General features: G+C 68.7%; 24 protein-coding genes and 1 pseudogene. 16 read left to right on the top strand and 9 right to left on the bottom strand.

Going from position 1 to position 26,223, the window contains the following annotated elements; genetic code table 11:
- The first annotated feature begins 3 nt into the window (after positions 1-3).
- The 3 genes from J7I44_RS08910 to J7I44_RS08920 all read left to right on the top strand — a co-directional run bounded on the left by J7I44_RS08910 (position 4) and on the right by J7I44_RS08920 (position 4,014).
- Positions 4-1,551 carry a M4 family metallopeptidase gene (locus J7I44_RS08910; protein ID WP_245188069.1) on the top strand — a complete coding sequence of 516 codons (1,548 nt, stop codon included), beginning with the start codon at positions 4-6 and terminating at the stop codon, positions 1,549-1,551.
- Positions 1,552-1,781: 230 nt separating this feature from the next.
- The gene (locus tag J7I44_RS08915; RefSeq protein ID WP_209619178.1) at positions 1,782-2,426 is read left to right on the top strand and encodes a class I SAM-dependent methyltransferase; all 645 of its coding nucleotides are present in this window, start codon (positions 1,782-1,784) and stop codon (positions 2,424-2,426) included.
- 274 nt (positions 2,427-2,700) lie between these two features.
- The gene (locus J7I44_RS08920) at positions 2,701-4,014 is read left to right on the top strand and encodes a DEAD/DEAH box helicase (RefSeq protein WP_209619180.1); all 1,314 of its coding nucleotides are present in this window, start codon (positions 2,701-2,703) and stop codon (positions 4,012-4,014) included.
- A gap of 128 nt (positions 4,015-4,142) precedes the next feature.
- On the opposite strand, the gene fghA is transcribed toward J7I44_RS08920, so the two are convergent.
- Positions 4,143-4,988, bottom strand: a complete 846-nt coding sequence (fghA, locus tag J7I44_RS08925) for an S-formylglutathione hydrolase (protein WP_342451887.1) — start codon at positions 4,986-4,988, stop codon at positions 4,143-4,145.
- 156 nt (positions 4,989-5,144) lie between these two features.
- Between fghA and J7I44_RS08930 the strand changes: the two genes are divergently transcribed.
- Positions 5,145-6,980: a DEAD/DEAH box helicase gene (locus J7I44_RS08930; protein WP_209619182.1), complete on the top strand. Its 1,836-nt coding sequence runs from the start codon at positions 5,145-5,147 to the stop codon at positions 6,978-6,980.
- An 81-nt stretch (positions 6,981-7,061) separates the two neighbouring features.
- On the opposite strand, the gene cysC is transcribed toward J7I44_RS08930, so the two are convergent.
- Entirely contained in the window at positions 7,062-8,879 is a 1,818-nt protein-coding gene (cysC, locus tag J7I44_RS08935; protein ID WP_209619184.1) for an adenylyl-sulfate kinase, read from the bottom strand.
- Positions 8,880-8,890: 11 nt separating this feature from the next.
- Positions 8,891-9,799, bottom strand: a complete 909-nt coding sequence (gene cysD, locus J7I44_RS08940) for a sulfate adenylyltransferase subunit CysD (RefSeq protein WP_209619550.1) — start codon at positions 9,797-9,799, stop codon at positions 8,891-8,893.
- A 129-nt stretch (positions 9,800-9,928) separates the two neighbouring features.
- Between cysD and J7I44_RS08945 the strand changes: the two genes are divergently transcribed.
- From J7I44_RS08945 to J7I44_RS08955, 3 genes are all read left to right on the top strand, one after another.
- The gene (locus tag J7I44_RS08945) at positions 9,929-11,539 is read left to right on the top strand and encodes a sulfotransferase (protein WP_209619186.1); all 1,611 of its coding nucleotides are present in this window, start codon (positions 9,929-9,931) and stop codon (positions 11,537-11,539) included.
- A gap of 167 nt (positions 11,540-11,706) precedes the next feature.
- Complete coding sequence (locus J7I44_RS08950; protein WP_209619188.1) at positions 11,707-12,489, top strand: dioxygenase family protein; 783 nt, start codon at positions 11,707-11,709, stop codon at positions 12,487-12,489.
- Between the two features lie 72 nt (positions 12,490-12,561).
- The gene (locus J7I44_RS08955; RefSeq protein WP_209619191.1) at positions 12,562-12,996 is read left to right on the top strand and encodes a hypothetical protein; all 435 of its coding nucleotides are present in this window, start codon (positions 12,562-12,564) and stop codon (positions 12,994-12,996) included.
- Positions 12,997-13,000: 4 nt separating this feature from the next.
- Here J7I44_RS08955 and J7I44_RS08960 read toward each other — a convergent pair whose 3' ends face one another.
- Both J7I44_RS08960 and ypfJ read right to left on the bottom strand, forming a co-directional pair.
- Complete coding sequence (locus J7I44_RS08960) at positions 13,001-13,387, bottom strand: YkgJ family cysteine cluster protein (RefSeq protein WP_209619193.1); 387 nt, start codon at positions 13,385-13,387, stop codon at positions 13,001-13,003.
- A gap of 270 nt (positions 13,388-13,657) precedes the next feature.
- On the bottom strand, positions 13,658-14,524 hold the full coding sequence (gene ypfJ, locus J7I44_RS08965) for a KPN_02809 family neutral zinc metallopeptidase (protein ID WP_209619196.1): 867 nt from the start codon (positions 14,522-14,524) through the stop codon (positions 13,658-13,660).
- Between the two features lie 112 nt (positions 14,525-14,636).
- Here ypfJ and J7I44_RS08970 point away from each other — a divergent pair, with 112 nt between their 5' ends.
- From J7I44_RS08970 to J7I44_RS08990, 5 genes are all read left to right on the top strand, one after another.
- Positions 14,637-15,032, top strand: a complete 396-nt coding sequence (locus J7I44_RS08970) for an MAPEG family protein (protein WP_209619198.1) — start codon at positions 14,637-14,639, stop codon at positions 15,030-15,032.
- Between the two features lie 88 nt (positions 15,033-15,120).
- Positions 15,121-15,918, top strand: coding sequence for a CPBP family intramembrane glutamic endopeptidase (locus tag J7I44_RS08975; protein WP_209619201.1), 798 nt, complete (start codon positions 15,121-15,123; stop codon positions 15,916-15,918).
- 108 nt (positions 15,919-16,026) lie between these two features.
- Complete coding sequence (locus J7I44_RS08980) at positions 16,027-16,629, top strand: hypothetical protein (RefSeq protein ID WP_209619204.1); 603 nt, start codon at positions 16,027-16,029, stop codon at positions 16,627-16,629.
- A gap of 21 nt (positions 16,630-16,650) precedes the next feature.
- The gene (locus J7I44_RS08985) at positions 16,651-18,081 is read left to right on the top strand and encodes a phospholipase effector Tle1 domain-containing protein (protein WP_209619207.1); all 1,431 of its coding nucleotides are present in this window, start codon (positions 16,651-16,653) and stop codon (positions 18,079-18,081) included.
- A gap of 19 nt (positions 18,082-18,100) precedes the next feature.
- A complete protein-coding gene (locus J7I44_RS08990) occupies positions 18,101-18,673 on the top strand; it encodes a hypothetical protein (protein WP_209619210.1) in 573 nt (190 codons plus the stop codon).
- Positions 18,674-19,013: 340 nt separating this feature from the next.
- Here the strand turns inward: J7I44_RS08990 and J7I44_RS08995 are convergent, their stop codons facing one another.
- Positions 19,014-19,601: a Maf family protein gene (locus tag J7I44_RS08995; RefSeq protein WP_209619215.1), complete on the bottom strand. Its 588-nt coding sequence runs from the start codon at positions 19,599-19,601 to the stop codon at positions 19,014-19,016.
- Positions 19,602-19,740: 139 nt separating this feature from the next.
- Entirely contained in the window at positions 19,741-20,190 is a 450-nt protein-coding gene (locus J7I44_RS09000) for a GNAT family N-acetyltransferase (protein WP_209619218.1), read from the bottom strand.
- Between the two features lie 152 nt (positions 20,191-20,342).
- On the opposite strand from J7I44_RS09000, the pseudogene J7I44_RS16825 reads away from it, so the two are divergent.
- Positions 20,343-20,876: pseudogene (locus J7I44_RS16825) on the top strand (DUF4142 domain-containing protein).
- A 141-nt stretch (positions 20,877-21,017) separates the two neighbouring features.
- Here the strand turns inward: J7I44_RS16825 and J7I44_RS09015 are convergent.
- Positions 21,018-22,613 carry a GMC family oxidoreductase gene (locus J7I44_RS09015; RefSeq protein ID WP_209619228.1) on the bottom strand — a complete coding sequence of 532 codons (1,596 nt, stop codon included), beginning with the start codon at positions 22,611-22,613 and terminating at the stop codon, positions 21,018-21,020.
- Positions 22,614-22,615: 2 nt separating this feature from the next.
- Complete coding sequence (locus J7I44_RS09020; RefSeq protein WP_209619230.1) at positions 22,616-24,319, bottom strand: AsmA family protein; 1,704 nt, start codon at positions 24,317-24,319, stop codon at positions 22,616-22,618.
- A gap of 137 nt (positions 24,320-24,456) precedes the next feature.
- Between J7I44_RS09020 and J7I44_RS09025 the strand changes: the two genes are divergently transcribed.
- The 3 genes from J7I44_RS09025 (at position 24,457) to J7I44_RS09035 (ending at position 26,221) form a co-directional block, all read left to right on the top strand.
- Positions 24,457-24,615: a hypothetical protein gene (locus tag J7I44_RS09025; RefSeq protein WP_209619232.1), complete on the top strand. Its 159-nt coding sequence runs from the start codon at positions 24,457-24,459 to the stop codon at positions 24,613-24,615.
- Between the two features lie 76 nt (positions 24,616-24,691).
- Positions 24,692-25,009 carry a hypothetical protein gene (locus tag J7I44_RS09030; RefSeq protein WP_209619234.1) on the top strand — a complete coding sequence of 106 codons (318 nt, stop codon included), beginning with the start codon at positions 24,692-24,694 and terminating at the stop codon, positions 25,007-25,009.
- A gap of 105 nt (positions 25,010-25,114) precedes the next feature.
- Positions 25,115-26,221 (top strand): DUF1615 domain-containing protein, encoded by a 1,107-nt coding sequence (locus J7I44_RS09035; RefSeq protein ID WP_209619236.1) that lies wholly within the window; start codon positions 25,115-25,117, stop codon positions 26,219-26,221.
- Positions 26,222-26,223: the final 2 nt, after the last annotated feature.

The following is a 26,223-nucleotide window of genomic DNA, read 5'->3' on the forward strand; positions in this document are numbered from 1 at the left end:
CCCATGATGCAAAAACCGCTTGCCGGCGCCCTGCTGGGCGCCCTTGGCCTGGTCGTGGCCGCCGCTGCCCAGGCCGCCACGCCGAGCCACATCCACGCCCCCGCGCTGGGCCACTTGAGCGCCACCGCGCTGAGCCAGCAACTGGGCATGGACCCGCAGGCCTCGCTGGCCCCGGGCCTCCAGTTGCGCACCGCCCACGGCACCATCAAGACCCGTGAGCACCAGATGTTCCGCGGCGTGCCGGTCTACGGCCGCAGCGTCGTGGTCGAGCGCGATGGCGCCGGCAACGTGCGCAGCGTCGACGGCCATCTGTCCAATGGCCTGGGCTTCGACCTGGCTTCGGTGACGCCGCGCCTCAGTGGCGCCCAGGCGTTGTCCGCGCTGCGCCAGCATGCCGGCTTCCTGCCGTATGGCATCGGTACCAACGCGGTCTCCGACGCCAGCCTGCAGAACGTCAAGCACGAGCTGTACGTCTATGCCGAGGGCAAGAAGGCACGACTGGTCTACCTGACTTCGTTCTTCGACGACCACAACGGCCGCCCGACCCGTCCCACCGCGATCATCGACGCCAACACTGGCGCGGTGGTCAAGAGCTGGGAAGGCCTGACCACCAAACGGCCGGGTGGCGGCGGTGGCGGCAGCGGCACGCCGGCCTCGGCCAACGGTCCCGGTGGCAACCAGAAGACCGGCCAGTATTTCTACGGCACCGACTATCCGGCGCTCGCGGTCACCCAGTCGGGCAGCACCTGTTCGATGGTCAACACCAACGTGAAGACCAACGACATGAACCAGAGCCGCAACCGCGCCACGTTGTGGACGTTCACCTGTCCGACCAGCAGCGGTGACGGCATCAACGGTGCCTATTCGCCGATCAACGACGCGCATCACTTCGGCGCCGTCGTGCACGACATGTACACCGCCTGGTTCGGCGCGCCGCCGCTGAACATGCAGCTGGTGATGAACGTGCATTACAGCCGCAACTACGAGAATGCGTTCTGGAACGGCTCGTCGATGAACTTCGGCGACGGCGCGGGCTACTTCTACCCGCTCACCGCGCTGGACGTGACCAGCCACGAGATCAGCCACGGCTTCACCGAGCAGCACTCCAACCTGCAGTACTCGGGCCAGTCGGGCGGCATGAACGAGGCCTTCTCGGACATGGCCGGCGAAGCGGCCGAGTACTACGACCGTGGTGCCAACGACTGGCTGGTCGGCGCCGACATCACCAAGACCGATCCGGCGCTGCGCTGGATGTGCACGCCGAGCAAGGACGGCGGCTCGATCGACAATGCGTCGCAGTACTACAGCGGTCTGGACGTTCACTACTCCAGCGGCGTCTACAACAAGGCGTTCTGCACGCTGGCCAAGACCTCGACCTGGAACACGCGCAAGGCGTTCGAGGTGTTCGAGCGTGCCAACGCGATGTACTGGACGGCTACGTCCACGTTCAACGCCGGCGCCTGCGGCGTGGAGAATGCGGCGGACGACTACGGCTACTCGCGCAGTGACGTGGTGGCCGCATTCAACGCGGTGGGCGTGACCTGCCAGTAACGCCATCGGCAAGGCGCGACGACGAGCCCGGCCCCGCGCCGGGCTCGTCCATTTCGGGAGGGCTCCTACGGCCAAACGGCCGCCCCTGCACATCCGGCACCACGGAGCCTGCCTATACTGGCCTCCCGCCCCCGGAGCACGACCATGCAACGATCGTCCCGACACGAGGTTCGCCACGCGCCGGAGCGCCAGCCTTGACGGTGCGCCCGCGGTACCACCTCGACCGATCGATGCGCGCCACGCTCTCGGCCCGTTTCACCGGCTTCAACCAGCGCCAGTACGTACGTGGAAAACTGGCCGGAGATCCCGTCTACGGCGCCGTCGCGCGACTTCTGCAGGAAGCCCCGGCGCTCCCGTTGCTCGACGTCGGTTGCGGCATCGGTCTGCTCGGCCACTACCTGCACGGTTGCGGCGTGCTGCAGGGCTACGTCGGCATCGATCACGACGAGCGCAAGATCGCCACCGGCCGGGCCGCGGCGGCGGCGATCGGCGATGCGCTGGACCTTCGCCGCGCGGACGTCGCCGACCTGCCCGACTTTCGTGGGCACGTCTGTCTGCTCGATGTCCTGCATTACCTGCCGGCCGCACGCCAGGCGCCCCTGCTCGACCAGCTGGCCGGCCACGTGGCCCCCGGGGCACAGCTGATGATCCGCAACGTGCTGCGGGCGAAGCACTGGCGCTTCCACGCGACAGTGATCGAGGAGCATGTCCTGCACGCGACCGGCTGGATGCGCGTCGGGGCCGACCATTACCCGACCGCGCAGGAAGTGACCGGACCGCTCGAACGCGCCGGCCTGGTCACCACCCTCACGCCGTTGTGGGGCCGCACGCCGTTCAACAGCTACCTGATCGTGGCGCGGCGGCCGCCGCTGTAGCGACCGGCACACCAGGACGGTCTGCACGAGCGCACCTGTGCGCGACCGCCATGCCGCAGGGCCGCGCACAGTGCGCTCCTGCAAGGGACTGCGACAAGCCGTGCTCCCCTGAATGCCGCCGCGAAAGCGGCAGTGCCGCAAGACCCGGCGCTCTGACGCCGGTTGCGCTATACTTCACGGACGGCCTTTCGCCGTTGCGGCTCCCAACCGCCCCCTTCCCCATATCGCAACGCGGTTCTGAAAGAACGCTCCGGGTTGCACAGGAGTGTTTTCCATGTCTTTCGAATCGCTGGGCCTTGCGCCCGCGTTGCTGCGCGCGCTTGCCGACCAGGGCTACACGCAGCCCACCCCGATCCAGGCCGGTGCCATCCCGCTGGTGCTCGAGGGCCACGACCTGCTGGCTGCCGCGCAGACCGGCACCGGCAAGACCGCCGCGTTCGCGCTGCCGCTGTTGCAGTACCTGTCTACCGCCGGCGCCACCCAGACCCGCCGCCCGCGCGCGCTGGTGCTGACCCCCACGCGTGAACTGGCTGCCCAGGTGCACGACAACCTGCGCGACTACGGCAAGCACCTGCGCGTCTCCAGCACCACCATCTTCGGCGGTGTCGGCATGGGCCCGCAGATGCAGGCGCTGCGCCGTGGCGTGGACGTGGTGATCGCCACGCCGGGCCGCCTGATAGACCACATGCAGCAGCGCTCCGTCGACCTCTCCGGCGTCGAAGTGCTGGTGCTGGACGAGGCCGACCGCATGCTCGACATGGGCTTCCTGCCCGCGATCAAGCGCATCCTCCAGGCGCTGCCGAAGCAGCGCCAGACGCTGCTGTTCTCGGCCACCTTCGCCGAGCCGATCAAGGCACTGGCGATGCAGTTCATGCGCTCGCCGCGCGAAGTGTCGGTGACCCCGCCCAACACCGTGGCGCCGCTGGTCACCCACCACGTGCACCCGGTCGATGCCTCGCGCAAGCGCGACCTGCTGCTGCACGTGCTCTCGCAGGACAGCCGCCGCCAGAGCCTGGTGTTCAGCCGCACCAAGCACGGCGCGGACAAGCTGGTGAAATTCCTGGAGGCCTCGGGCGTCCGCTCCGCGGCGATCCACGGCAACAAGAGCCAGAACGCCCGCACCCGCGCGCTGGGCGATTTCAAGAGCGGCCGCGTTACCGTGCTGGTTGCCACCGACATCGCCGCCCGCGGCATCGACATCGACCAGTTGCCGATGGTGATCAACCACGACCTGCCGATGGTCGCCGAGGACTACGTGCACCGCATCGGCCGCACTGGCCGCGCCGGCGCCGAGGGCATGGCCGTGTCGCTGGTCAGCCACGACGAATCGGGCCTGCTGCGCGACATCCGCAAGCTGCTCAAGCAGGAGATCGCGATCACTGACGTGCCCGGCTTCGAGCCCTCCACGCCGCTGCGCCTGGATGCCGGCGCTCCGCGCCCGGTGCAGGGCCAGCGCCAACCGCGTCCGCAGCGCAACGGGCATGGTGGTAACCATGCGCAGAATCGCAATCCGGCCAACGCCGGGCGCGCCAATCGCCGCCCGCGCCGCTCCGGCGGCAATGCAACGCGGCCCGAAACGCGCGGCTGACCGGTCCCGCCGGTCGCGATCGCTCGCTGGGAAGGCACACCAGCGACTTGCCGGACGCCACCTGCCGAGCCTTCCCCCGCGCGCGGGGGAAGGTGCCGACAGGCGGATGGGGGGACCCTTGCGGGAAGCTACAGACCCAGCGCCTTTGCGTGATGCCGCAGGTGGTCGTCGATGAAGCTGCTGATGAACCAGTAACTGTGGTCGTAGCCCGGATGCCGGCGCAGTACTAGCGGCTGGCCCGCCTCGGCGCACGCCTGCTCGAACAGCTCCGGTCGCAACTGCTCGGCCAGGAACCGATCGGCCTCGCCCTGATCGATCAGGATCGTGCCGGGAAAGGTCTGCTGTCGCACCAGGGCGCAGGCGTCGTAGCCGGACCAGGCTGTCGCATCGTCGCCAAGGTACCGGGAGAACGCCTTCTGTCCCCAGGGCACGCGCGATGGCGCCACGATGGGCGCAAACGCGGATACGGAGCGGTAACGCTGCGGATAGGCCAGCGCCAGGGTAAGCGCGCCATGGCCACCCATGGAGTGACCGCAAATGCCGGCGCGCGTGATGTCGACCGGGAACTTCCCGGAAAGCAACGCAGGCAGCTCTTCGGCCACGTAGCTGCGCATGTTGAACCGCGCGGCCCATGGCTTTTGCGTGGCGTCCAGGTAGAACCCCGCGCCCTCGCCGAATTCCCAGTCGCCGGTGGCGCCGTCCAAGCCTGTGTCGCGCGGGCTGGTGTCGGGCATCACCAGTGCCAGTCCCAATGCTGCGGCCAGCCGCTGGGCACCGGCCTTGATGGTGGCGGTCTCCTCGGTGCAGGTCAGCCCGGCGAGGAACCACAGCACCGGGCACGGCTGCCGCGTCGACTGCGGCGGCAGGTACAGCGCAAACCGCATCGGTCCGCCACACACGCGCGAATCGTGGCGGTAAAAACCTTGCACTCCGCCGTGGCAGTGCTGTTCGGAAAGCGTTTCGATCGTTGTCACGCCACGGAGCTCCACATCCACACAAGCGCCCGATCATAACCACGACCCGCCGACACCACGTGTACTCCACGCCGACGCCACACCGGCGAGGCTGCTAGAATGCCGCGCCTGCGCGGCGCCGCCCTTGCTCGCCGCTGCCCACATCCTGAGGTTCCCATGTCATCCCCCGTTCCAGGTCCCACGCCGGCCGATCACGACCCGGCGCCGGCCGGTTTTGCCGCGCTCGCGTTGCGCCCCGAAATCCAGCAGGCGCTCGCCGACGTCGGCTACGAGTCGCCCTCCCCCATCCAGGCCGCCACCATCCCGCCGCTGCTCGAAGGGCGTGACGTGCTCGGTCAGGCGCAGACCGGCACCGGCAAGACCGCCGCGTTCGCCTTGCCGATCCTCTCGCGCATCGAGGCGAAGCCCGGCAAGCCGCAGGCGCTGGTGCTGGCGCCGACGCGCGAATTGGCCATCCAGGTGGCCGAGGCGTTCCAGCGCTACGCCGCGCACATTCCCGGCTTCCAGGTGCTGCCGATCTACGGTGGGCAGAGCTATGGACCGCAGTTGCACGCGCTGCGCCGCGGCGTGCATGTCGTGGTCGGCACGCCCGGCCGCGTGATCGATCATCTGGACAAGGGCACGCTGGACCTGTCCGACCTCAGGTACCTGGTGCTGGACGAGGCGGACGAAATGCTGCGCATGGGCTTCATCGACGACGTCGAGAAGGTGCTGCAGGCCACGCCGCCGACCCGCCAGGTCGCGCTGTTCTCGGCCACCATGCCGGTGCCGATCCGCAAGATCGCGCAGGCGCACCTGAAGGACCCGGTCGAGGTCACCATCAAGGCCAAGACCACCACCGCGGCGAACATCCGCCAGCGCTACTGGTTTGTCAGCGGCATGCACAAGCTCGATGCGCTGACCCGCATCCTGGAAGCCGAGCCGTTCGACGCGATGATCATCTTCGCGCGCACCAAGCAGGCGACTGAGGAACTGGCGGAAAAGCTCACCGCGCGCGGCCTGGCCGCCGCGGCGATCAACGGCGACATCGCCCAGCCGCAGCGCGAGCGCGTGATCCAGCAACTCAAGGACGGCAAGCTGGACATCCTGGTCGCCACCGACGTCGCCGCGCGCGGCCTGGACGTCGAGCGCATCAGCCACGTCTTCAACTACGACATCCCCTACGACACCGAGAGCTACGTCCACCGCATCGGCCGCACCGGCCGCGCGGGACGCAGCGGCGAGGCGATCCTGTTCGTCACCCCGCGTGAAAAGGGCATGCTGCGCGCGATCGAGCGGGCCACGCGCCAGCCGATCGAGGAGATGAAGCTGCCCACCGTCGAGGCGGTCAACGACGTGCGCATCGCGCGCTTCAAGCAGCGCATCACCGACACGATGGCGCAGGGTGACCTCGGCCAGTTCCAGCAATTGATCGAGCAGTACGAGCAGGAACACAACGTACCGGCACTGGAGATCGCCGCCGCGCTGGCGCGCATCGCGCAGGGCGACCGCCCGCTGCTGCTGACGCCTCCGCCAAAGCGCGAATACGAACGGCGCGACAACGAACGCCGCGAGCACGCGCCGCGCGAACGCGACACCGAACGCCACGAGCGCAAGCCGCGGGAAGCGCGCGAGCCGCGCAGCTTCGACGCCCGTCCGCCCCGCCCGCACAACGCGCCGGAGCCGGGCAAGCGGACCTATCGCATCGAGGTCGGCCACGAGCACGGCGTCAAACCCGGCAACATCGTCGGCGCGATCGCCAATGAAGCCGGGCTCGAAAGCCAGTTCATCGGCCGCGTCAGCATCCGTGGCGACTACAGCCTGATCGACCTGCCCGAAGGTATGCCCACGGAAGTGTTCGACCACCTCAAAAAGGTCTGGGTAAGCCAGCAGCAGTTGCGCATCAGCGAGTGGGACGGCACGGAAGAATCGACCGGCGCCACGCCACCGCGCCGGCCGCGGCCCGGTGGATTCAAGCCGCGCCAGGGTGGCAAGCCGCCACGCCGCAAGTAATCCCCGCAGGGGCCCGCTTGCGGGCGATGCTTTGCCGGATAACGGCACAGCAGCATCGCTCGCAAGCGGGCCCCTACGCGGTCAGCCCAGGCGCTCCTGCAGGTAGGCCAGCACCTGTTCGGCCAGTTGTTCGGCGCGCTGTCCCGCAGCATGCAGGTGCAGCTCCGGCGCGGCCGGCCGCTCGTAGGGCGAGTCGATGCCGGTGAAGTTGCTGATCTTCCCCGCGCGCGCCTTGGCGTAGAGTCCCTTTGGATCGCGCTGTTCGCAATCGGCCAGCGGCGCATCGACGAACACCTCGACGAACTCGCCTTCGCCCAGTCGCTTTCGGGCGAACTCGCGCTCGCTCGCGAACGGCGAGATCACGCACACCAGCACCACCAGCCCGGCGTCGACCATCAGGTGCGCCACCTCGGCCACGCGGCGCACGTTCTCCACACGCGCCTCGGCCGTGAAGCCCAGGTCCACGTTGAGCCCGTGGCGCAGGTTGTCGCCGTCCAGCAGGTAGGTGTGGAAGCCCTGCGCGGCCAGCTTGCGCTCGACCAGGTTGGCGATCGTCGACTTGCCCGCGCCGGACAGGCCAGTGAACCACAGGCACAGCGGCTGCTGGCCCTTGGCCAGCGCACGCGTGGCCTTGTCCACGTCGGTGTGCTGCCAATGGATGTTGGAGGCCCGCTGCAGCGCGAAGTCGAGCATGCCGCAGGCCACCGTGGCATTGCTCTGGCGGTCGATCAGGACGAAGCCGCCGAGCGTGCGGTTGTCGGCGTAGCGCTCGAACGCGACCGGTCGATCGAGATCGATGTTGCCGTAGCCGACCTCGTTGAGCTCCAGCCGCCGCGCGGCCAGGGGTGCCTGTGTGTTGACGTCGATCTTGTGCTTAATCGCCGTCACGCGCGCATTGACCACCGCGGTGCCCAGCCGCAGCAGGTAGCTGCGGTTGGGCAGCAGCGGCGCATCGCCAAACCAGACCAGGTGGCAACCGAACTGGTCGGCGACCGGCGCCGGATCCGATGCGGTCGCGATTACGTCGCCGCGGCTGATGTCGAGCTCGCGGTCCAGGCACAGCGTGACGGCCTGTCCGGCGCTCGCCTCGGAAAGATCCTCCGACGGCCCGGCGATGCGCTCGACCCGCGCGACCTGGCCACTGGGTTGCACCACCACCGGGTCGCCCACCGCCACCCGCCCGCCGCATACCGTGCCGGCATAACCGCGGAAATGCTGGTCAGGCCGGTTGACCCATTGCACCGGCAACCGGAACCGGGCCGGCGGCGCCACTTCGGCATCCAGCGTTTCGAGCAGTTCCAGCAGGCTGGGGCCCCGGTACCAGGGCATGCGCATCGAGCGCAGCCCCACGTTGTCCCCGTCCGGCGCCACCACCGGCAGCGCATTGACCGACGCGATGCCCATCGACGCGGCCAGCGCATGGTAGGGCTCGACGATGGACGCATAGACGTCCGCGTCCAGGCCGACCAGGTCCATCTTGTTCACCGCCAGGATGACGCGTCGGATACCCAGCAGGGCGCAGATGTAGGTGTGCCGGCGCGTCTGCGGCAACAGCCCCTTGCGCGCGTCGACCAGCACCACCGCCAGATCCACCTGCGAGGCGCCGGTGGCCATGTTGCGCGTGTACTGCTCGTGGCCGGGGCAGTCGCCCACGACGAAGTTGCGCCGCGCCGTGTGGAAGTAGCGCCAGGCCACGTCGATGGTGATGCCCTGTTCGCGCTCGGCGTCCAGTCCGTCGGTGACCAGCGCGAAATCCAGCGCTGCGCCGCCGCGTTTGCCGCTGTCGCGACGCAGGGCATCGAGCTGGTCGTCGGCCAGCATGCCGGCGTCGTAGAGCAGGCGGCCCAGCAGCGTGCTCTTGCCGTCGTCCACGCTGCCGCAGGTGATGAAGCGAAGCATGCCGGGGGCCATCAGAAATAGCCCTCCTGCTTCTTTTTCTCCATTGAGCTTGCGCCGTCGTGGTCGATGATCCGCCCCTGGCGCTCGGAGCTGCGCGAAGCGCGCATTTCCTCGATGATCGCGTCCAGCGAATCGGCGTCCGATTCGATCGCACCGGTGAGCGGGTAACAGCCCAGCGTGCGGAAGCGCACGCGGCGCTGCTCGATGTGCTCGCCTTCGCGCAGCACGAAACGCTCGTCGTCGACCATGATCAGCGCGCCGTCGCGCTCGACCACCGGGCGCTCCCTGGCGAAATACAGCGGCACCACGTCGATGTTCTCGCGGCGGATGTATTCCCACACATCCAGCTCGGTCCAGTTGGACAGCGGGAACACGCGTACGCTTTCGCCCTGCCGGATCTGCGTATTCCAGGTGTGCCAGAGTTCGGGGCGCTGCTGCTTCGGATCCCAGCGGTGCTGCGCGCTGCGAAAGGAGAAGATGCGCTCCTTCGCGCGTGACTTTTCCTCGTCGCGCCGCGCGCCGCCGATCGCCGCATCGAACTGGTGCTGGTCCAGCGCCTGCCGCAGCGCCTGGGTCTTCATCACGTCGGTGTGCACGGCCGCGCCATGGGTCAGCGGCGAGATGCCCTGGCGCACGCCGTCCTGGTTGATGTGCACCAGCATCCGCACGTCGCCCTGCGCGGCCACGCGGTCGCGGAAGGCGATCATCTCGCGGAACTTCCAGGTGGTATCGACGTGCAGCAGCGGCATCGGCGGGGGCGCTGGCCGACTGGCCTTGCGCAGCAGGTGCAGCAGTACGGTGGAGTCTTTTCCGATGGAATAGAGCATCACCGGACGACGGAAACAGGCGAACACTTCACGAAGGATCTGGATGCTTTCCGCTTCCAGATCATCCAGGTGGGACAGGCGTTGCATGGACAGGCGTGTTCCTTGCCCGCGCAGGGGCGAAGCGCACACGCTAGCAGACTTGCCCCGGCCTGCGTGACCTGCCTTTGCCGCCAGCCCTGCCGGGAAGACGTACCATCCCTTTTCCGCCCGCGAGACGTTCCGATGCCTGCACCCTGGCCCTGCCCTGAGGACTTCACCGACATGGCCTCGCGCGTCGGCGGCCTGTCACTGGATGAGCGCCAGTCGCTGGAGGCGGCGGCGCGGGCGATCCGCGACGGCGCGCTGGCGCCTGCGCAACAGAGGCTGGCTGCCGCGCTGTCCGCCGCACCGCAACACCCGGAGGTCCTGCGCCTGCTCGGCATCCTGCATACGCGCGCCCGGCAATACGGTGCTGCGCGCGAAGTGCTCGGCGAGGCCTTGCGACAGTGGCCGGAAGACCCCCTGGCGCTCACCGACCTGGCCAACGCGGAACAGGCGGACGGGGATGCCGAGGCGGCGCTGACCCATTGGCGTCAGGCGTGCGAGCGCGCACCCGACTATCCGATAGGCTGGTTCAACCTGGGACGCAACCTGCAGGTGCTGGGCCATACCGAGCCGGCGGTGGAGGCACTGGAACGCGCCTGCGCACTGCAACCGACCCTGCTTCCCGCCCATGTACTGCTTGGCGACGCCCTGGTGCATCTGGGCCGTTTCGACGAAGCCGACCGGCGCTACCGGGCGGCGCTTGCGCTGCATCCGGCCTGCGGAGATGCCTGGCGCGGCCTGGCCAACATGAAGACACGGCCCCTTTCGGATGAGGACAGGAGCCGGATCGTCGGCATGCTCGGGCGCGCCGACGTGGCCGAGGCTGACCGCATCGCGATGGGTTTTGCGCTCGGCAAGGCCTGCGAGGACCAGGGCCGCTACGACGAGGCTTTCGCCGCCCTCAGCGAGGCCAACGCGCGTCAGCGCCGGCTGGCTCCCTGGCAGGCCGGCGGCTTCCACACGTTCGTGGCGTCGGTCGTCCAGAGCAGCGCCAGGTTGCCCGTACCGCTCGAGCCCGCGCTGGGCGAAGAAGCGATCTTCATCGTCGGCCTGCCCCGCTCCGGTTCCACGCTGTTCGAGCAGATCCTGGCCGCGCATCCGCGGGTGGAAGGCGCCAGCGAGTTGCCGGACCTGGGCGACGTGCTGGTGGAGGAATCGACACGTCGTGGCCAGCCGTTCCCGCGCTGGGTGCCCACCGCCACCGCACAGGACTGGCACCGCATGGGCCGGCGCTACCTCGAGCGCACCGCGCGCTGGCGTCGCCAGCGCCCGCACTTCACGGACAAGCTGCCGGAGAACTGGCTCTACGCCGGCGTGCTGGGCGCGATGCTGCCGGGCGCGCGCGTCGTCGACGTGCGGCGCGATGCGCTGGAAGCCGGCTGGTCGTGCTTCAAGCAGCAGTTCTACCGGTTGCCGCACTTTGCCTGCACGCTGACCGACATCGCCGCCTACGTACGCGACTACGAAGCGGCGCTGGACGCCTGGCGCGCTGCCGCACCCGAACGCATACGTACCCAGCATTACGAGGCGCTGCTGGCCGATCCGGAAGGCGAGATCCGCGCCCTGCTGGCCTTCTGCCGGCTGCCCTTCGACGCGGCGTGCCTGGATTTCCACCAGGCCAGGCGTGCGATCCGCACACCCAGCGCCGCGCAGGTCCGCCAACCGCTCAACCGCGACACCGCGCGGGCGGGACGCTACGGCCGCCTGCTCGACCCGCTGCGACTGGGTCTGGGCCGACCGTTGTCATAGCGCCCGGGCGGCAAAACCGTTCCGGGCCGCAACAGCGGCCGCACGCCGCCCCATTCCACGCTTCCCCGGCCCTGGAACAGCCTCCGGGCCGGCGGGCTTGCAGAGCATGTCTCCGCCCCGATCTATCGAAGGTACGCCACCCAAGCGTGGACTGCGAAGGCCCCAAGATGACCACCCTGCCCAGCCTCTACACTTCCCACGGCTCGCCGATGACCGCGCTGCAGCCCGGTTCCGTCCGCGAGCGCCTGGCCGAACTGGCCGCCGACCTGCCGCGCCCGCAGGCCATCGTGATGGCCACCGCACACTGGCTGAGTCCCGCGCCGCAGGTGGGCGGGGCGGCGCAGCCGGACACCGTGCACGACTTCTTCGGTTTTCCGGCCGAGCTTTATCAAATCCGCTATCCCGCGCCAGGTGCCCCGGCGCTGGCCGAGCGCGTCCTGGGGCTGCTCGGCCAGGCGGGCCTGGATGCGACCCTCGATCCGCAACACGGCCTGGACCATGGCGCCTGGGTGCCGCTGCGCCTGCTCTATCCGGACGCCGACATCCCGGTCGTGCCGATCTCGATCCAGCCGGAGCGCGACCCGGCGCACCACCTCGCGGTGGGCCGCGCGCTGGCGTCGTTGCGTGGAGAAGGCGTGCTGGTGATCGGCTCGGGCAGCATCACGCACAACCTGGGCGACCTGCGCATGGGCTACGGTGCCGAGCGCGAGGCGCCCTACGTGCGCCCGTTCATCACCTGGGTTGAAGAGCGCCTGGCCGCCGGCGATGTCGACGCCCTGCTCGACTACCGCCGCCAAGCGCCGTTCGCCCAGCGCGCCCATCCGACCGACGAACACCTGCTGCCGCTGTTCGTCGCGCTGGGCGCGGCCGGCACGGACCCGCGCGCAAGACGCATCGATGCCGGCATCGACCACGGCATTCTGGCGATGGATATCTATCGCTTCGGCTGACCCTACCGGTTGATTGCCCCGGTAGAAAATGACAGGCTCCGCGTCGGTCGCAGAACCGCGCCGGGGGAACGGATGCTCAAGCGAACGCTGGTAGGGTTGGTCGTGTTCGGCGGTTTCATGCTCTGGCGCTACGGCGGCAATGCCACCATGCCGGCACTGGCCGACGAGGCACGCGTGGCGCCACCGGCGGGTGCCACCCGCGTGACCTTCAAGTCCGGCACCTGGGCCTGCACCTTCGAGGAATTCAGGCACCAGGTCCTTGGGCAGAAAAGCTACTACGCCAAGCCTGTGGTGATCCGCATTGTCGGCGGCCCGCCGGAGTTCTGCCGCGAGATAACCACGAGCCACGACTACGCCCTGCTGGCCCAGGCACCGGACGGCGTCACCCCCCAGACCCCATGCCCGGATCAAAGCTGCGTGGGCTTCCACGCCCGCGTGATGCTCGACGGCCGCGAGGAAGACTGGGTCCTCTACGCGCCGAACAGCTTCATCGCCTCGTCGCGCTGAAGCCTCAGGCGCTCTGCGGCAACGGCGGCGCGCTGTCGCCCGATGGATCGAGCCAGTCTTCGGGCGTGAGCGGCCGCAGGCCGTAGGCGATGCGTCCCTTGTCGCACTGCGGGCTATGGCGACCGAACTCCCACGACGGCTCCACTTCGCGGCAGACCGAAGGCTTGATCGTGTGGATGCCGCAATAAGCCGCCTCGCCGATGGTTCCCTTCAACGCCACGCAGCGCGGCTGCCTGGCCTGCGTGCCGCGCATCACCACACGATGGGGGTCGAGCCTTTCGGTAAGCTCCGCCGGCACCGTGCCACCCAGAAAGGGATCGGTTTCGGACCAGTGGAAGGCGATGCGGAAAAAAGCGCAGCAGGCGCCGCAACTCAGGCAGGGATGGGCCATGGGACCGACGCAAGGCGCACCCCCTGGCGCGCAGCGCGCGGATTCTAGGGCGTGGCGGGGGTGCGGCGGAAGATGGAAATCCACTCTTGAAAACGCTTTGCCAGCAGCCGTTTAGGTTCGATTGGGCCTTTATCGGCCCGGCGCCCTCCCGTATCCCTGCGCGACTCTCCTGGCAACCGGGCATGAGTCCGCTGCGAGCGCGGATCCCGACCGCCTGAAAAGCGCTCCGGCCCTCGGCGCAGGGGCAAGGCCGATGGACTGCCGTCGTCCTCAGATGTCGCCGGCGAACGTGTTGCAGCTGGACACCTGCCCGCTTTGCAGCCCCGTCTTGAACCATTTCACCCGCTGCGCCGACGTGCCATGGGTGAACGAGTCGGGCACCACCGTGCCTCGGGTCTCTCGCTGCAACGTGTCGTCGCCGATCTTGCTGGCGGCATTCAACGCCTCCTCCACGTCGCCTGCCTCCAGCCAATGCAACCGCTGTTCACTGCGGTTGGCCCAGACCCCGGCAAAGCAGTCGGCCTGCAGCTCCTGACGCACCGAGAGGCCGTTGGCACCCTCCATCGGCGCGCCCTGTTCGCGCGCCTGCTGCACCTGGTCGAACACGCCCAGCAGCTTCTGCACGTGATGGCCCACCTCGTGCGCGATCACGTACGCACGGGCGAAGTCGCCGGCCGCGCCAAACCGGTCCTGCAGTTCCTGGAAGAACGACAGGTCGAGATACACCTTCTGGTCGCCGGGGCAGTAGAACGGCCCGACGGCGGTCGAGGCGAGGCCACAGGCGGTGCGCACGCCGCCGCTGAACAGGTCGAGCGTCGGGTCGACATACTGGCGCCCGTTGGCGGCGAAGATATCGCCCCAGGTCTTCTCGGTGGAACCCAGGATTGCGCTGACGAAGTCGCGCTGCTGCGGGTCGACCTGGGCCGGTTCGCCGACCTGCGCCGAGGTCGGCCCCGCCTGGCCGCCCTGGTCGAGCAAGGCCGTCGGATCCTTGAAGAACACCCAACCCAGGATGGCCAGCACGATCAGGCCGCCGATGCCCATGCCGCGGCCGCCACCGAAGCCGAGCCCGCCGCCGCCCCCGCGGCCGCTGTCGATTTCCACGTTGCGGCTGCGCTCGCCTTTCTGCCAGTCCATGCCGTCCGCCCTCGCCGTGCGCCCAGCGCGCTCCGGGCAGCTTAACCAGCTTCGCGTCTCCCCTGCGTCGAGGTTGCCGCTACAGTAGGCCACCGTTCAACTGCCTATTCTCATGAAAGAACACCTGCCCGCCCTGGTCACGCTGCTCGCCGTCCTGCTGATGTTCGGCACCGCCTTCGCGGTCGGCCGCGCACGCGGCCGTTACCAGGTCCACGCACCGGCAACCAGCGGTCATCCGGCGTTCGAACGAGCCTTCCGCGTGCAGATGAATACGCTCGAGGCGGCGTTGCTGTTCCTGCCCACGCTGTGGCTTGCGGCCCACTACGGCTTCGCGCTCTGGGCGGGTGTTGCCGGTCTGGTGTGGCTGGCCGCGCGCACCTGGTACGCACTGGCCTACCTGCAGGAGGCCGCCCGGCGCGGCGGTGGTTTCGTGGTCGGCATGCTCGCCTGGGCAGCCACCTTGCTCATGGCCCTGACCGGCCTGGGTCGCGCGATGCTGGCTGGCTGACGACCCGGGAATGGGCCCTTGGCCACGCGGCGCGCGTGGCGATCGGGCCGCGCACGTCCTCCCTATCCTCGCAGGTTGTCCTCGGCCGATGCCCTCCCGCCCGCTCCATCCCTCGCTGCACGACGCGCGACTGCCGCACCTTGGCAGCGCGATCGGCATGATCGTCGTCTACTTCGCGCTGCAGTTCGTCGCCAGTGGTTTGGTCGGTGTCGGTCTGGGTTTCGCCCTGGGCGTATCCGGCGCTCCGGCATCGGGCATGGCCGCCCGCATCAAGGCCGTGCTGGCCCAGCCGGACACCAATGCGCTGATGGTGATCCTGACGCTGCTGCTGGCCGCCAGCGTGACCATCGTGCTGGTGCGCCGGCTGTGGCCCGCGGCCTGGTCGCACGGTGCGCCGCCCGGACTGGGCCTGACCCGCCCCGGTCGTCCGTGGTTCTACCTCGCCGCCGTGCTGCTTGGCCTGGCCCTGCCGATCGCCGGTGGCTGGCTGACCCGCTGGATGGCGCACGGCCACCAGGTCACCCAGGACGTCAAGCAGATCGGCGGCGCCGCCTCGCTGGCGCTGCGCCTGCCGCTGGCGCTGGTGGTCGTCAGCCTGGGGCCGCTGGTCGAGGAACTGCTCTTCCGCGGCGCCCTGCTCTCGGCGCTGCTGCGGCGCATGCACGCCGGCTGGGCGATCGTCATCAGCTCGCTGCTGTTCGCCTGCGTGCACCTGCCGGACCTGGGATTCCTCTGGTACGCCGTGCCCAATCTCGCGTTGCTCGCCGCCGCGCTGGCCTGGCTGCGCCTGCGCTCCGGCTCGCTGTGGCCTGCCGTGGTCGCCCATGGTGTGAACAATCTGCTGGCGGTCGTCGCCTGGTTCGTGGCGTCTTCGGGACTGCACTGATGCATCGGCGACCCCTGTCCGCGTTGTAGGGGATTGTCCATTGCGACCTCTCCGCGGCATGGCCTAGATTCCGGGCTCCCTCTTCCGCATCGAGCAGGACGCCCGATCATGCGACACACCCGCCTTGCCTCCTGCGCGTTGTTTCTTTTCGCACTGACAGGTTGCCTGACCGCCATGGCATTTCCATCCGAGACCTCGACCAAGCATGTGGCGCCCAATCATTTCCCGCTGAAGTTCAAGCGGCACGATTTTCGCGCGTACTGCTACAACACGATCGGTTGCGAGGTGATCTACGCGGACAACAACTTCACCCGACTTCGCTCGGGTGATGTGGTCAGCCCACCGCCGCCGTCTGCGGACTATCGCGAAAAGTGGGGGTTTGCATCGTACGGGGGTATCCCGAATTTTCCGCGTCCAGCTCACGTGCGGTGGAAATCTATGGACGGAGTTCCCCACGAAGCCGACGTGGACATTGGCGCCATTTTCAAGGACGAGCTGGTCAGGTACAGCGTCGCGAACGAAGAAATCCGCGAAGGAGCCTTCCCTGGCCCGGGCCCTGCCACGGATCCGAGCATTTTTCTCGAGGTGAATGATCGCACCATCAACGTATTCACGAAGGCCTTCATCCCTACGAAAAAAGAGCAAATTCCTGGAAATAAATACAGCGATTCCCGGGAAGATTTGATCCTGGCTTGGACACGCACCTACTGACAACGGCAACCGGAGCCAGGGATGGCCAACAAAAGCATGAACGATTTGCCGGAGGACGGCGTCTCCACGTATACAGCCAGCTCAAGCGACATGCAGCTGTATCAAAACGCCAGTGCGGAACTGTCGAACTTCAAGGCGCCGGTTCTTATGCACGCCGACAATCCGCACGAGCGCCTCTACCTCGCGGCGTTCGACGGCACTGGCAACGATAAATACAACGACCCCCTACACGCCACCAACGTAGCGAAGATCGATGAACAGGTTGAAGAACTCGCAGCCAAAGGCAACGCGCGAATTGCAGAGGGCTATCTCCCCGGCCCCGGCACTCAGGAGAATCGGTTCGTTCGGCTCCTCGACGGCGCGATCGGTTACACGCACGAGGTCCGCGTCGAAAAGATGTACGACATGTTCATCAGGAAAGCCCGCGATTGGATGCGTGAAGACCCCGAGGCACAAATCAGAGTGGTAGGCATTGGTTTCAGCCGCGGCGGGGAAGAAGACGCCAGTTTTGCCCGAGTCGTGCAGGAACGCGGCATCCAGAACCCAGCAGGCGCCATTTACACCCGCGACTCCCATGGCAACATCAAGCACGTCGAGTACACCAGGCCGCCGCTCGTCCCGCCCGGCAAAGTGGCGCAGGTCGTGGGCTTGTTCGATCCGGTCGGCACGGGCGCGCCGGTCAACGATTACGACCGCCGGTTGCCGCCCTCGGTAATCTCGGGCGTCCAGATATTCTCCAGGGACGAGCATCGCGGGCTGTTCAAGTCAGACCACATCATCGATCCGGGCCTGACGCCGGACGGGCGCTTCCTCGGTGTGCTGGTTCCGGGTGCGCACTCGGATGTCGGAGGCGGCTACCTGCTCGATGGGCTGAGCATCCGCAGCGGTAACCTGATGGTCGACTACCTCAACGCGCTGAGCGACCGGCCTTTCCTCGCAAAGTCGCCCGAGCCGACCGACTCCCGGCTCAACGTGGTGCACCGATCGACCGAGGGCAATCCTCTCTTCCGGGCGTGGAACGAGGTGGACCGCCTCAAGCCGGAGGGCTACCACACGCTGGAAGCTCCCAAACACCACCACCACGGCTATCGCGTCACGGGCGATCCCTACAATGCCGAGCCACGCGATGAGGTACTCAGCCGCGGGTTCAACTTCCGTTCGGTCGCGATCAGCCCGGTGCCTGGCGCCATCCCGGAGACGGCGCAGGAGCCGGCCAAAGCTGCCACCGCCGATCCGGTCGACGCCATGGTCGAGCGCCTCTACCAGGCCGCACTCAGGCAGGATGATCGTGCGATGGACGCCGTGGCCGGCGATTACCTGCAATCGCCGCAGGGGAGCGCCTGGTGGCGCGAGATCCAGCAATACAGCCAGGCGGTGCCGCTCCCGGAGCTTGCGCTCAGCTATCAAGGACAGGCTGCGGAGCCGGTGACGGCGGCTGCCATGGAACGCTGATTCAACCGGAGGAAATGCCATGGATGGCAGCAACATCGACGACGTAAAGCAACTGCTGGTCAAGCTCGCGGTGATCGCCGAACAACTCGACACGCGCAGCCGTGGCGCGCTGCAGCGCATCGACGCCAGCGCGACGACGCTCGATCGCAGTGCGCAACGCTGGGCCGAAGGCGGGGACGACTTTTCCCGCAGGATGCTGGAGACCCTCGGTACGCAGGCCCGCGACAGCATCGCAGGCGCCACCCGCCAGGCACTCACCCCGCTGGACGCACAGTTGCGCCAGAGTGCGGAAGCGGCGAAGTGGGCCGCCGATGCCCTGGCCGAACAGCGTAAGCTGCTCACCCTGGCCCAGCAGTCGCTGGTTCGCCGGGGGCTGCTTGCGTTGCTCGTGGGAGCGGTACTGGCGGCAGGCGGCAGTGGCTATATGGCGTGGCGGAACCTGCGCGCCGCCACCCTGGGAGACGATGTCCTCCAGGCGGTGCATTCGGGTACGCTGGTGCGCTGCCCCGACAGCCGGGCGCTATGCGTCAGGATCGGCCCCCGCCCGCGACGCAGCGGCACCCAGGGCCAATACCTCGTCGTCCAGCCCTAGACGCCTCCTGGCAGGTGCATCTCTCGGGGAGCCTGACCAGCGTCAAACTAAGAGAGAGCATCGACCGGCTCAACCAGACGTCATTTGCGCGAAAGCGCGAGGCGCGTTTCACAGCGAATGCTGGCCATCCATCCTGGCTTCGACCAGCTAAAGCGGGATGGAATCCCCGCTTTCGCGGCAACAACGTCCGGAGAAGGGAGAGGGACGGGGCGGGGAGGGCTCCCCAAGGCGCCCGCAGTGCGCCCGGCCACGGCCACACAAGGCTTGCCAGGCGGCCCACCCTCGAAGCGAAGGTAGCCAAAGCGCCCTGCGTAGAACACGCTGGATCTGTGCTGCTGAGCTACTGCGGGCAGACTCGCCCCGGCAGGACGCCGAAGCCACGCAGCAATCGCGCCGTCTCGAACAACGGCAGCCCCATCACTCCCGAGTAGCTTCCCTCCAGGTGTTCCACCAGCGCAGCACCGCGCCCCTGGATCGCGTAGCCGCCTGCCTTGCCGAACGGTTCGCCGGTCGCGACATAGGCGTCGATGGTGGCGGCGTCCAGCCGGGCAAAGCGCACGTTGGAGACGCACACCTCGCATCCCTGCTGCTGCGCCCCCACGACCCATACCGCCGAGATCACCGCATGGGCACGACCGGACAGACGCCGCAACATGGCGCCCGCCTGTCCCGCGTCCGCCGGCTTGCCGAACACCTCACCGTCCAGCACGACCTCGGTGTCCGAGCCGATCACCAGCACATCCGCCGCATCGGCGACCAGAGCGAAGCCGGCCTGCGCCTTGTCCCGGGCGACCCGGCTGACGTACTCCTGCGGCGACTCGCCCTGGGCGCGTACCTCGGCCACCTCCACGTCCAGTGTCGTGTAGGCGATGCCGAGCTGCTGCAGCAGCTCGCGGCGGCGGGGGGATTGCGAAGCGAGATAGAGCATGGCTTTTGGGTGCGGGGCAGAAGAACCAGCATAAGCGCATCCGCGTTCCTGGCGGCCGCAACCTCGCCCGTGCCATGGGCTCGCCCGTTTGTGTGGTGGGTGTTGCCGGCTCCGACCGTGCCGTGCACTGAGCTGGCGGTCAAAGCCTGAGCGTGTATTCGCAGAACTGGCGATCGCGTTCCCAGCCCTGGGATTCGTACAGCGCCTGCGCCGGTGCGTTGTCCAGCGCGGTCGACAACGACAGGCTCGCCGCACCCAAGGCACGCGCATGCGCCGCCGCTTCGCGCAGCAGCGCTGCCGCCACGCCCTGGCGGCGCGCCAGTGGCGACACGAACAGGTCGTTGAGCAGATAGGTGCGCGCCATCCGCACCGAGGAGAACAACGGGTAGAGCTGGGTGAAACCGAGCCCCACACCGCGGACATCCAAGGCCAGCAGGATCACCGACTGGTGGTGCGCGAAACGCGCCCGCAGGAATGCACGTGTCCCTTCCGGATCGGACCGCTGGGCGTAGAACTGCCGGTAGCCGTCGAACAATGGCACCAGCGTGTCGAGGTCATGGACGGTGGCCTGACGAACCTGGACGGACATGGCAGCTCCAAGGGAAGGCGCAAGACCCGACCGTATCGGCCTGGCCGCGGCGGCACAAGACGCTGCCGTTACCCACGCATTCACGGCCCCTAGAGCGGGCGTTGCCGACCGATTGGCTAGCGTCGGATACCCGCCTGAAGCCGGACCCGCCCATGAAGCTGCCTTCCCTACCGCCCTTCCTCGCCCGCGGCCTGCTCTCGCTCGCCTTGACCGCGCTGGTGCTGCCCGCGCTTGCCACCGATACGCCCACACTGGACAAGCAGGAACAGGCTTTCGTGGCCAAGGCCACGGCCGACAACTCGATGCAGATCGAACTGGCGAAAGTCGCGCGCGACCGCTCCTCGTCGGCGCAGGTGCGCGAACTGGCCAACCACATCATCGACGACCACGAGTCGCTGAACCGCAAGTTCACCGATTTCTCGGTGGCGAAGAAGGCGCACGGCCAGGCCCACGGTACGCCCGCGAAGGACGTGACCTAGGACAAGCTGCGCCTGCAGCAGTTGAAGGGCGAGGCGCTGGACCAGGCGTTCGCCGGGATGATGGTCGCGGAGCACCAGAAGATCATTCCCCTCTACGAGCGCGCCACGAACGACGGTCACAACCCGAAGCTACGGCAGATCGCCGAGGAAGGCCTGCCGATGCTGCGCGACCACCTGCAGCGCGCGCGTGCCATCACCGCAAAATGACGAGCACCTTGTAGGAGCGCCCTCGGGCACGACCGATGGCCCGGCAACGCCGAGTTGCCGCGACCGGCTTGGGCTGTTTCTCGCGCATGTCTTCCGGTCGCGCCCAAGGGCGCTCCTGCAGGCCATGCACCCGGCCCCGCGTCAGGCGTTGTCCGCCAGCAGGAACTTCGCCGCCATCTCGCCGATCATCGCCGACGGCGCCTCGGTATTGCCGCTGATCAGCGTGGGCATGACGGACGCGTCGGCCACGCGCAGGCCCTGCACGCCGCGCACGCGCAGTTGCGGATCGACCACCGCGCGCGGGTCGGCGCCCATGCGGCAGGTGCCGACCGGGTGGTAGATGGTGTCGGCGTGCGCACGGATCAGCGCGCGCAATCCCTCGTCGTCCTCGCTGCCGGTGCCGTAGAGCGGCCGCGCACCGTAGGCCGCGAGTGCCGGCGCGGCAAGGATGCGCCGGACGATGCGTGCGCCCTCGACCAGCAGCTCCCTGTCTTCCGGCGCGGACAGGAAGTTCGGATCGATCAGCGGGGCCTTGCCAACGTCCGCACGCGCCAGCCGCACGCGTCCGCGGCTGGCCGGTCGCAACACGCACACGTGCAAGGCCATGCCGGTGGACAGGTGCATGCGGCGGTTGTGGTCGTCCACCATGCCGATGCAGAAGTGCAGTTGGAGATCAGGCCGGCCGACGTCCGGGCGGCTGCGCAGGAAGCCGCCCGCCTCCGCCGCGTTGCTGGTCAGCATGCCCTCGCCGCGATGGCGATAGGCGCCGGCACTGGCGGCCATGCGCGCAAGGGTCGCCGGGTTCATGCCGAACAGGCCTTCGGCGCGTAGCCGCAGGTTGGCGGTGTAGTCGATGTGGTCCTGCAGGTTCTCGCCCACGTCCGGCGCGTCACGAAGCACCCCGATGCCGAGCTCGCGCAGGTGCGCGCCCGGGCCGATGCCGGAGAGCATCAGCAGTTGCGGCGAGCCGATTGCGCCGGCACAGACGACCACCTCGCGCCGCGCCTGCATGCGCTGGCCGCCGACCAGCACGCCGCCCGCGCGATGGCCATCGAACAGGATGCGCTGCACCGGCCGCCCGGCCAGCACGCGCAGGTTCGGCCGCGCCTTGCCGTCGCCCAGGTACGCGCGCCCCGCGTCGACCCGGCGCCCGTCGCGCTGGTACACCTGATAGAGGCCCACGCCCTCCTGGCGCGGCCCGTTGAAGTCGTCGTTGCGCGGATAGCCGCACTGCACCGCTGCCTCCACGAACGCGCGGCTCATGGGGCTGGGCGAGCGCAGGTCGCTGACCGGCAGCGGCCCGCCGATGCCGTGCCAGTCATCGGCGCCGCGCTGGTTGTCCTCGATGCCACGGAACACGGGTAGCACGTCGCGCCAGCTCCAGCTGGTGCAGCCGAGCGTGGCCCATCCGTCGTAGTCCTCCGGCTGGCCGCGGGTGCAGATCATCGCGTTGATCAGGCTGCTGCCGCCGACGCCACGCCCGCGCGGCACGTAGCCGCGGCGTCCGCCCAGGTGCACCTGCGGCACCGTCTGGTAGGCGTAGTTGTGCCGGCTGCGGAACGGCACCAGCGCGGCGATGCCCATCGGTACGCGGCTGAGCCACGAGGGCGTGGACGGCCCGGTCTCGACCAGGCACACGGTCGGCCGTCCCGGCGCGTCGGCCAACCGCGCGGCCACTGCGCAGCCAGCCGGGCCGGCGCCGACCACGATGAAATCGGCGCCTGCTCCATCGCTCACGTTCAATGCCCCGAGGTCGGCTGCTTGGGCTTGAGCGCGTTCTGCAGCAGGTTGTTGAGCATGTCCTTGCCGCTGTCGGCTGGTGGCTTCGACGCCGGCTGGGTGCTGTCGCTGCGCGTGCCCGCTTCGAGCAGGCCGACCGCCGCCTTCGGGTCGAGCTTGAAGCTGGGCGCGCTAGCGGTGCCGCCGACGCGCACGCCCACGCCGTTGGTGCTCATGCCCTTGATCAGGCCGCCGAGCGCGCCGCCAGCCTTCGATCCGCCCAGCAGGCCGGCAAGGCCCTGGCCGGCCTGGCCCGCGCCGGTGACGCCCTCGTCAAGTTTGACCAGCATGCGGAAATCGAGCGCGCCGTCGGCGGCCATGCGGCCCTTGCCCGTGAAGCTGCCGAGCTGCGCGATCTGCGCCTTGGCCGGATTGGCATCGATGCCCTTGGGCGAGATGGTCAGCATCGCCTCGGCATGCTGGATCACGGTGTCCCTGGGCGCGTTAATGCCGGCCAGTGCCAGCGCGCCGCCGAGCTTGTCGCCCAGGCTGTAGCCGGCCAGCCGCGTGCCGTCGAGCGAGACCGGCCCGTGGATCACCAGCGCATCGAGCGGCCCGCGCACGGTCAGATCCATGCTGGCGGTGCCACCGGCCAGCCGCGAATCCTTGGGCAGGATCACGCCGAACACCGGCAGCAGCGGCTGCAGGTCGTCGATCGGCTGGCGCGCGCCCTTCACCTTCAGATCCATGCGCATCACCGCGGGCCGGTTGTCGAAGCTCCCCCCGATGGACAACTGCGCCGCGCCGGCATGCAGCACCGTGTCGGCGATGCGCCCGGTGCCGTTATCCAGCCGGTAGTCCGCCTGGTAGTCGATACGCAACGGCTGCGGCGAGGGCGACCCGGAGGCCACCAGTTGCAGCTTGCGCGCATCGATGCGGCCCTTCGAGCGCAGCACGCCCTTGGCCGAGGCGATCTGCGTGTCCAGGTCGAGCACGCCGCCGACGCCGCTGTCGCGTGCCATCAACCCGGCGCCGACCAGGTCCAGGTCGTGCATCGCCAGGTGCGCATCGACCGGCGTCAGCACGGCGTTGCCCGACTGCCAGGGACCGAGCCTGCCGTCCAGCGCCAGCGTGCCGCCGCCGGCGATGTCGGCCTTGAGCTCGAACGGAAAGGCCGCCTGCGTGCCGACGTGGTCGGCGCTCAGCTGCACGTGGTCGTAGACCTTGCGGTCGCCGGCCATGCGGGTCAGTTCGATGCGGCCGTCGTTGATGCGCAGCCGGTCGACGGTGAGCCCGCCCGGCGCCCCGGCCGCGCCGTTTTCCGCTGGCGCCGGCGTACCGCCGAGCCCAGCAAAATTCCAGTCGCCCTTGCGGTTCTGCAGCAGGCGCACCACCGGCTGGTCGAGCGTGAGCGAGGTGATGTGCAACTGGCGGTGGACCAGCAACGGCCACAGCTCCACGCCCAGATCCAGCGAGCGGGCGCTGACGAACGGTTGCTTGCCAAACCGGGGATCGTCGCCAATGCGGATCTCGTCCGCCTCCAGCGAACCGGTCCACACGGACATGTGCAACGTGCCGATGCTCACCTCGCGACCCAGCGCCTTGCCCAGCGAGGCCTGGATCTGCGGACGGAAGTGGTTGGCATCCACCAGCAGCAGCGCGGCACCGGCCAGCACGACCAGGGCCAGCACGAGGACGATCAATCCGACCATCAGCCGCTTCATGGCGCATCTCCCCAGCAAGGTGCCCCGATACTAACCAAACCCGCGCGCGCTCCCACCATCCGCCGATGCCGGCGTGATGCAGGCCACTTCCGCCGTGCGGTTGAACCCGGCCCAAGCCGCGCCCACATCCTCACTCCATGGGCTGCCTTCCGGTTCCACTGTGCTTCCTGCTCGGCTTCGGCATCGGCTACGCCGCGGGCGGCACGCGGGGCGCGCTGTGGGGTGCGGGCGCCGGGCTGGCCGCCGGGCTCGTCGGCATGGGCTGGTTCATCCATCTCATGCGCGGCCGTCGCTGAACGGGCGGCCGCGCGTGTGCTGGCCTTTACCTTCCGCGCGTAGTCGAATGACGGGCAGTCTCCAGCGGAGTTCGGGGTGATCAAGGACATCGACCGTCTCAACCGTCACCTCGATCGCTTCGAACGGCGGTTGCCGCGCTGGATCGCCTCGCCCCTGCGCTGGCTGCGCGCGCCCTCGTCGCGCTGGCTGCGCATTCCGGTGGGCGTGCTTCTCATCGTGGGCGGTTTCTTCAGTTTCCTGCCGCTGCTGGGGTTGTGGATGCTGCCGCTAGGCGTGCTGCTGCTGGCGCAGGACCTGCCGTTCCTGCGCCGCCCCACGCGCTGGTCGCTGATCGTGCTGGAGCGCCGCTGGCTGCGCTGGAAACGGCGTCGGCGCCAGGCCGGGCGGTCGTAGGTGGGCTTCGGCCCTCCGCCCTCCGCGGCCAGCGCTGGCGGGCTGAAGCCCACCCCGCGACCGCCTTCAGTCGCCATTGGCGAGCGCTACGGCACCCTAGGCCGGATGCGTATCCGAACGCCCGCCCGCGCCGTCGTCCTGCTTGCGCTGCTGGCCCTGATCGCCGGCTGCGCGCGTCCGCGTGTGGAAGCGCCGCAGCGCCGCCCCGACGAGGTACGCGCACAGATCGTGCGCCTGCTGCCCGGCGACACCGCCGACCGCGCCGGCTGGGCGACAGACATCTACGCGGCCTTCTCCGCGCTCGACATCGAACCGACCGCCAGCAACCTCTGCGCCACCCTCGCCGTCGCGGCGCAGGAATCGAATTACCACGCCGAACCGGTGGTCCCTGGCCTGGGCGCCATCGCACGCAAGGAAATCGACCGCCGCGCCGCCGCCCACCATGTGCCGCAGTTGCTGGTTCGCGCCGCGCTGGCGCTCAAGTCCCCCGACGGCAAAAGCTACGGCGACCGCCTGGCCGCCGTGCGCACCGAGCGCGAACTGAGCCGCCTGTACGAGGACTTCATCGGCATGGTGCCGTTGGGCCGCCGCCTGCTGGGCGTCGACAACCCGGTGCACACCGGCGGCCCGATGCAGGTGAGCGTGGCCTTCGCCGAGGATTTCGCCGACGACCACACCTATCCGTACCCGGTGGACGGGACCATCCGCCACGAGGTGTTCAGCCGCCGCGGCGGCCTGTATTTCGGCATCGCCCACCTGCTCGCCTACCCGGCCGATTATCCGCAGATGGTCTACCGGTTCGCCGACTACAACGCCGGCTGGTACGCCAGCCGCAATGCGGCATTCCAGAACGCACTGAGCGTCGCCACCGGCATCCCGCTCGATTTCGACGGCGACCTGATCCGGTACGACGGCGGCATCGGCGCCACCGAGCGGGCCGCGCGCACGCTGGCCGCGCGGCTGGACCTGGAGCCGGGCGACATTCACGACGCGCTGGCCGAAGGCGAAAGCCCCGACTTCGTGCGCACCGCCCTGTACACCCGCGTGTTCGAACTGGCCGATGCCAGCGCACGCAAGCCACTGCCGCGCGCGATGCTGCCGCGCATCCGGCTGGAGAGCCCCAAGATCACGCGCAAGCTCACTACCGCGTGGTTTGCCAAACGCGTCGACGGCCGCTACCAGCGCTGCCTGGCGCGGGCCTCACAAGGTTGAGT

Source organism: Frateuria flava (genome assembly GCF_017837635.1).
Lineage (GTDB): Bacteria > Pseudomonadota > Gammaproteobacteria > Xanthomonadales > Rhodanobacteraceae > Frateuria_A > Frateuria_A flava.